The 7,134-nt window shown below is 70.7% G+C and carries 5 protein-coding genes; 2 read left to right on the top strand and 3 right to left on the bottom strand.

All coding sequences use genetic code 11. The annotated features are described in order from the left end of the window. Window positions 1–207 precede the first annotated feature (207 nt). Both QQS16_RS38440 and QQS16_RS38435 read right to left on the bottom strand, forming a co-directional pair. The gene (locus QQS16_RS38440) at window positions 208–1,500 is read right to left on the bottom strand and encodes a serine hydrolase domain-containing protein (RefSeq protein ID WP_286067216.1); all 1,293 of its coding nucleotides are present in this window, start codon (window positions 1,498–1,500) and stop codon (window positions 208–210) included. 276 nt (window positions 1,501–1,776) lie between these two features. Then, window positions 1,777–2,985, bottom strand: a complete 1,209-nt coding sequence (locus QQS16_RS38435; protein ID WP_286067215.1) for a cytochrome P450 — start codon at window positions 2,983–2,985, stop codon at window positions 1,777–1,779. A 1,570-nt stretch (window positions 2,986–4,555) separates the two neighbouring features. Here QQS16_RS38435 and QQS16_RS38430 point away from each other — a divergent pair. Both QQS16_RS38430 and QQS16_RS38425 read left to right on the top strand, forming a co-directional pair. Continuing rightward, the gene (locus QQS16_RS38430; RefSeq protein ID WP_286067213.1) at window positions 4,556–5,884 is read left to right on the top strand and encodes an APC family permease; all 1,329 of its coding nucleotides are present in this window, start codon (window positions 4,556–4,558) and stop codon (window positions 5,882–5,884) included. A 338-nt stretch (window positions 5,885–6,222) separates the two neighbouring features. Next, the gene (locus tag QQS16_RS38425; RefSeq protein WP_286067212.1) at window positions 6,223–6,735 is read left to right on the top strand and encodes a DUF6584 family protein; all 513 of its coding nucleotides are present in this window, start codon (window positions 6,223–6,225) and stop codon (window positions 6,733–6,735) included. A 2-nt stretch (window positions 6,736–6,737) separates the two neighbouring features. Here QQS16_RS38425 and QQS16_RS38420 read toward each other — a convergent pair whose 3' ends face one another. Continuing rightward, a complete protein-coding gene (locus QQS16_RS38420; protein ID WP_353479745.1) occupies window positions 6,738–7,109 on the bottom strand; it encodes a VOC family protein in 372 nt (123 codons plus the stop codon). Window positions 7,110–7,134 lie beyond the last annotated feature (25 nt).

Below are 7,134 nucleotides of genomic sequence, written 5' to 3'. Positions count from 1 at the left end.
GCCGGTAGGGGGACGTGTGGTCGGGCGAGTTGTGCAGGTCCGTCATGGGGAGTCCTCGGAAGACGGTGACGATGCGGGTGCGCGGGCGCGGGGAGCCGCCGGGCGCACCGGAGCCGCGCGGGGCGGTTCCGGTGCGGGAGGGGTGCGGCCGGACGTGGCGGGGCGCCGGGGCCGGCGGTGCGGGCCGGCTCGGCGGGACGACCGGGGTCAGTCGGTGCCGACGCGGCGGGCCGTACGACCGGAGATCTGCACACGGTCGACGCCGCCGCCGACGGGGTCGCGGTGGAAGCGTCCGCCGGGTTCGCGTCGGCCGGTGGCCGGGTCGACCAGGTCGCAGGTCAGGTCCGGGTAGCAGATCAGGGGCAGCGGCAGATCACCGTCGATGGACAGCACGGGCAGGCCGTCCGCGTCGAGGCTGATGCGGTACTCGGTCGTCCCGTTGCGGTAGGTCCCGGCGCATTCGGGGAAGGCGACGGGGCCGCCCCGGTCGAGGCGCGCGGTGGCGGCGGCGGGCACCCGCATGCCGGTGAGCCGGGTCAGGGTGTCGGCCAGGTCCCGCCACAGGGCGGTGGCGCCACCGGAGTTGCCGGTGAACGCGACCACGACGCCGCTGCGCGGCTCCGCACGCAGATGGCAGGAGGTGCCCTGGGCGTTCCCGTCATGGCCGCACCACCACCGGTCGTCCTGTTGGTGGAGGGCGGTTCCCAGGCCCCAGGCGTCCGCCAGGGGACCGGCTTCGCTGCCCTCTTCCGGACGCCTCATCAGCGTGGCGACGGCGGCCGGGACGACGGCGGACCGGCCGGTCAACGCCTGGCCCAGAGCGACGAGATCGGAGGCGCTCGCCAGCAGGGCGCCGGCCGGCGCCTCCACGGGGGCCAGGTTCTGGCGGGCCGGCCGCGGGGCGCCGGTCGCCGTGTTCAGGGCGTGCCCGGTGGCGACCGGTCGCCCCTGGACGCTCTCGCCGAGGAAGGCCGGTGCGGTGCCCAGCGGTTCCAGGAGCAGCACGCGGACGGCTTCCTGCCAGCTCATGCCGGTCACGGCCTCGATCAGCCGTCCCGCCGCCACGTAACCGGCGTTGGAGTAGGAGAAGTCCGTCCCGGGCGCGAACAGCGCGTCCTCGGCGGTGCACACCGTCGACAGATAACGGGACGCCGTCATGCCCGCCGCGGTGTCCGAGTCGGGACCGGTGGGCAGACCGGCGGTGTGGGAGAGAAGGTGACGCACGGTCACCTTGGGTATCTCCTCGAACTCCGGCAGGACGTCGGCGACGGCCTCGTCCAGGTCGAGGTCCTCGTCGTCGACCAGCAGCATGACCGTGGCGGCCGTGTACGTCTTGGTGACACTGCCCAGCGGCACGGCCGTGTCCGCCGTGAACGCGGTGCCCCGGACGGCGTCGGCCGTGCCGGTGTGCACGCTGACGATCTCCGTCCCGGTGTCGACGGCCAGATGGGCGCCGGGCACGCGGTGGGTGCGCGCGAGGGTGTCGAGACTGTCCTGCAACGTCTGACGTAAGAGGGACGGTCGCGGGGCGACGACTGAAGCGGCGGTGGGGTACGGCATGTGAAGGGGACTCCCAGTGACTGCGTTCCAGGAACGTGACACGAGGGCCGGTGGGGAGGAGCGGGTACGGCCCTGCGCGTCGGTGCGGGTGTGCGTCCGTGCGATGGGGGTGTGCGTTCGTTCGGTGCGCGTGTGCGTCCGTGCGGGTGTGTGTCCGTGCGGGTGTGTGTCCGTGCGGGTGTGTGTCCGCGTGGTGCGGGTGTGTGTCCGTGCGGGTTACGGCCTTGCGACCTCGACCGGCAGGTGGCGTACGCCGACGATGACGGCCGGGTTCTGGAAGGTGACCTCGCCGTAGTCGGGGACACTCACATTGGAGAAACGTTCCAGCAGCATCCGCAGCGCGATCCGCGCTTCCAGCCGGGCCAGGGGGGCACCGAAGCAGAAGTGGATGCCGTGACCGAAGGTCAGATGCGGATTGGGATCGCGGTTCGGATCGAAGACGTCCGGCGCGTCGAAGCGGGCGGGATCGCGGTTGGCGGCGCCCAGATGAGCCACCACCATCGTGCCCTCGGGGAGGTCCTGACCGCCGATCACCACGGGCCGCGTGGTGCGCCGGCCGAGTTCCGCGAAGGGGGGAAGCCACCGCAGCACCTCCTCGATGGCGCCCGGCAGCCGGCCGGTGTCGGCGCGCAGCGAGCGGAGCGCGCCGGGGTGCCGGTCGAAGGTGACGACGGCGTTGCCCAGCAGAGCCGTCGTGGTGATGTGCCCGGCGACGAGCAGCAGCGCGACGAACCCGACGATCTCCTGGTCCTCCAGGCGCACGCCGTCCACCTCGGCGGCCACCAGCTTGCTGGTCAGATCGTCACCGGGGTGGGCTCGACAACGCCGGATGTGGTCCAGGACGTAGCCGTTCATCTGCCGCACGGTGGGAGCGATGGTATTCAGGGCGCGTTCCAGGTCGGCCATGTCGGGCGCCTCGCCCAGTTCGTCACCGCTGAAGAGAACGGCCGCCCACTCCTGGAAAAGCTTGTGGTCGGCGGCCGGTATACCGAGCAGTTCGGCGATGACGATGATGGGCAACGGGTACGCGAGCGCGTCAACCAGATCGAACCGGTCGCAATCGGCGACGTCATCCAGCAGGCGACCGCACACAGATTCGATACGCGGCTCCAATCCCTGCACCACGCGGGGAGTGAATGCCTGACTCACGAGAGTCCGGAGTTCGCGGTGCTTCGGCGGGTCCATACCGACGAAATTGCCCTGCCGGAAGAGCTCGAAGTCCTCCTGGGTGGGCGCGATGGACGAGAAGTCGGAGGAGTACGTCCGAGGATCCGCGAGAATCGCGGACACGGTCTGGTAGTCCACCACCCGCCACGCGCCCTGCCGCTCGTCGTAATGAGCCGCTCCGAATGCGCGTAAGGACTGCCATCGTTCACTCAGTCTTTCGAAGGGTAAGCGCTCCTGTGTCGGTGGGTTGCCGGTCACCTTTTCTCCTTCGTGCGGAACGCGGGGACAGCGCATCCACATGCGGGACGGTCGACGGAGCCTCAGGCAGCCCGGACCCGGGCCTTGGGTGTGACCTGGTCCGCGCCTGACGGCAGCAGCTCTACGCGGGTAGCGAAGCGGCCGACGGCTCAGAGCGGTGAGCAGTCGGAGTCTCGCTTCAGCGGCCTCGGAACCCGACGCCGCTCCGGAATCCGACGTCGCTCGGGCCGGCTCGGAAAACCGTCCGCCGTGCGTCAGCGAGTTCAGTCATACGCGTCAACAATTGCGTTGCGGGCCATATCGGCTCCACGCCCGCCTCTGAACAAACGGCGGTACTCGCCATGCGCACCAAGCCGACATCACACATCTCCAGTGAACGTGCCGCGCAGCCGTCGCACGGCGAGTTGCCCTTGCCTTCACGCATGTCGGGCCCTCGGCCAGGACCAGACGTTCGAAAACTCATACGAGGCCACGCATCCCCGCCGGTAAGGCGAGGCCATACGCATAACGAGCACCTTCGACCCGGTCGAACTCGGCGACAGTCTTCACGGTGGGTCAACCGAGGGCAACCCCCTCGAGTTGAACGGGGGCCATACCGGCAAGCCATCTCGCACGGCTTCCGCGCAGCCCGAACCAAACCCGTCGACGAGGGTTCCGGCCTTGCTTCGCCGCTCCCACGCGTGCCCCAGGACCAGATGACTAAACAGCCACACATGCAGAACCTGCTATTCCCCTTGAGCGCAGAGACCTCGTAACTCGTCTCACCTGCACAGAGATTGACCACCACGGCCGTAACGGCACGGCAACACAGAAGCGGAATGCGCGGTTCAAAGGTGGCTCGTCACCGTGGGACGTTGATCGAGATCTCGGCAGCCGACTGTCACCCCTCCGGACACCCGGCCAGGTCCCGACACCTATTTCGGCCGAATCCCGCCGGGAGCACGGGGGGAGCGCGTGGGGCGCACTCCCCCTCCGCGTGCGCGGGTACGCGTCCTGAACCTTGCCCGTCCCCTGGACGAACACGGCGCGCACTCCCCACGTCGGTCGGCTGTTCACCAGCTCGGCGCCCCGGCGCCGGCGTCGGGCGGCCTCAACGGTGGGCGGAGACTTCGCAGCCCCCTCCCCCTGCCGTCGGCGCATGACGGCACACGAAGACGTACGAAGGCGTACGGCCGGCAGCGCAGATCGAGCCGCCGGGGTCGACGCGGCCCACCGACCGGATGCCGCACTCGGGATGTTCTGACGGTCGGCCGGCGACGACGACGCCCCGTACGGCCCAGGACAGGTGGGTGACGGTCACCCCTGCGGATTTCGGTCGCACCGGCCGGAAGTGGCGTCCGGGAGGCGGAAGCGGATGGGAGGGGTGGCGGCCCACGGGGATCGGCCGGACGGGCCGAGAGGACGACGATCCGTACGAGCCGCGCTCAGACGGTCCACACGTGGCCGCTGTCCGCTCGTCATTCACGGGACAAGGCGTCCTCGGCCTCACCAGCACCGATACCTGTCCACAGCCACAGGAGCGCGCTGTCGGCGAGGGAGTGTTTTCCGTTGTGCGGGGGACTTGGGCCGCATGTCGTCAGCCACCGAACAGCCGCCGTCCGTCACCTCCCCGTCGGGCCTCAAGCGGGCCCTCACCACTCCGCTGCTCTACTTCTTCATCCTGGGGGATGTCCTGGGCGCCGGGGTCTACGTCCTGGTGGGGCAGATCGCCGCGGACGCGGGCGGAGCGGTGTGGGTGCCCCTGCTCGTCGCGCTCCTGCTGGCGCTGCTGACCGCGGCGTCGTACGCGGAACTGGCGACGAAGTATCCCCAGGCGGGCGGCGCCTCCCACTACGCGACCCGTGCGTTCGGCCCCTTCGCCGGATTCATCGCGGGGTTCTGCATGCTGGTGGCCGGCATCGTCTCGGTCGCCGCCCTCGCCCGCGGTTTCGGCGGTGACTATCTGTCGGCCTTCGTCACCCTGCCCGTGGGTGCCGTCGTCGTGGTCTTCCTCCTGCTGCTCGCTGTCGTGAACGCGCGAGGCATCAAGGAGTCGACCCGGGCGAACGTCATCGCCACCGTCGTCGAGGTCGGCGGACTGCTGGTCATCGTGGGGCTCGGCGCCTGGCTCCTGCTGCGGGGCGACGGCGACCCGGGGAGGCTGACCCGGCTGGGCACACCCGAGAAGGGTGCCGCCGCGGCCGTTCTGAGCGGCTCGGTGCTCGCCTACTACTCCTTCGTCGGCTTCGAGACGTCCGTGAACGTCGCCGAGGAGACCCGTGACCCCAGGCGCTCGTACCCCCGCGCGCTCTTCGGTGCTCTCGTCACCGCCGGAGCCGTGTACGTGCTGGTCGGTCTCGCCGCGTCGGCGGCCGTTCCGACGGACCGGCTGGCGGAGTCGAGCGGGCCCCTCCTCGAAGTCGTCAAGGAGGCGGGCGGGGTGCCGGCCCGTCTGTTCAGCGCGATCGCGCTCGTGGCCGTCGCCAACGGCGCCCTGCTCACCGGCATCATGTCCTCGCGTCTCGCCTTCGGCATGGCCCGCGACGGGCTGCTGCCGGCCCAGCTGACGAAGCTGTTGCCCGGCCGCCGCACGCCGTGGGTCGCCATCGCGGCCACGACCGCCCTGTCCGTCCTCCTGGCGCTCACCGGGAGCGTCGCCACCCTGGCCTCGACGCTGGTCCTGCTGCTGCTCGTGGTCTTCGTCCTGGTCAATGTCTCCGTCCTGGTCCTGCGGCGTGACCCCGGCGAGCACGACCACTTCCGCGCCCCGACCGTGCTGCCCGTGCTGGGTGCGGCCTCATGCGTCGTGCTCGCCACCCAGATCGAGGCTCAGGTGTGGTGGCGGGGGCTGGTCGTCCTCGGGGTGGGCACCGTGCTGGCCGCGATCTCCCGCGGAGCGGCGGGACGACGGCGCGTCTGAGAGCGCGTCGGCCGGGGGGTGCGGATCGGCGTCGCGGATCGCGGATCGCGGAGTCCGGTCACCGACTACGACATGAGGGTCGACGTGACCGTCCCGCCGGAGGAAGGCATCGATCCGGCTCCCCGGTGACCGGCCGGACAGCGGCCGGTCCGTCGGCTCGGGCGGCCCTCCGGCCGCCTCGAGCGGCGTTCGGTTCCCAGCCGGTACGACGCGAGCCAGGCGTCGGGATCCGCCAACGGCTCCGGGCGGAGCGCGTACCGGCGGGCGTGCGCCAGGCTCCCGGCCGTCCGGGCGGAAAAGGAGTCGAAAGGTCCCCCTGCGTGGGCGATCATGCAGTCATGCCACTGATGGACGCCCTTGCTCGCGTGGACGCGGACCTGGCCTCGGGCCGCGTGCCCATGGCGCGCCAGCGTCTGCGCGGTCTGGTCTCGTCCTTTCCCCATGACCTGCCGCTGCGCCGCCGACTGGCCGAGGTGTACCGGTTGTACGGCGAGCCCGCCGAGGCAGGGCGCTGGATGTACCTCGAAGAGGACCGGGACGTGGTGGAGACCTCCGCGTTCGAGGCGAGATACCGGACCCCTCAGCAGCGTATGAGGGCTCTCGCGTGGCGTGGGCCCGAGTCGTCGGCCCGGTCCGCCTTCGCCCTGGAGCAGCTGACAGCGGTACGGACGGCCTGTGCCCAGGCTGTGGGGCACCCCGTCGACTGGGACACGGTTGCCTCCGCTCGGGACGACGAGCCGGACGCCGAGAAGCCGTCACTCGGCGGATGCCTGACCGGGGGCGGATGCCTGGTGGCGGTCCTGGGGATGCTGGCCATCTGGGTGAACGGACTCATCGCCCTCTTCGACTGACGTCAGCCCGGAGCGAGGATGTCGAACTCGTTGCCCTCCGGGTCGACGAGGCAGGTCCACGACACGTGGCCCTGGCCGAGATCGATGTCGGTGGCGCCGAGGGCCCGCAGTCGGGCCGCCTCCGCCGCTCGATCGTCACCGGGGTAGGGCCGGAGGTCGAGGTGGACGCGGTTCTTCACGGTCTCGGGTTCCGGGACGACGATGATGTCGATGCAGACGGCGACGGGGTCGGGACAGGTGAATCCCTCGGGTTCGAGGTTGGTCACTCCGGGTTCCTCGATGGAGGTGCTCCAGCCGAGCGCCTCGGCCCAGAACCGGCCGAGCGCGGAGTCGTCCCGAGCGTTCACCGCGATCTGGACAAGTCGCAGTGCCATGCCCGCGATCCTGGGCACGCCGCCC

The organism is Streptomyces sp. ALI-76-A, assembly GCF_030287445.1.
In the GTDB taxonomy this organism is placed as follows: domain Bacteria; phylum Actinomycetota; class Actinomycetes; order Streptomycetales; family Streptomycetaceae; genus Streptomyces.
The sequence above is the reverse complement of the archived record's forward strand: the minus strand, read 5'-3'. Positions and strand labels throughout refer to the sequence as shown.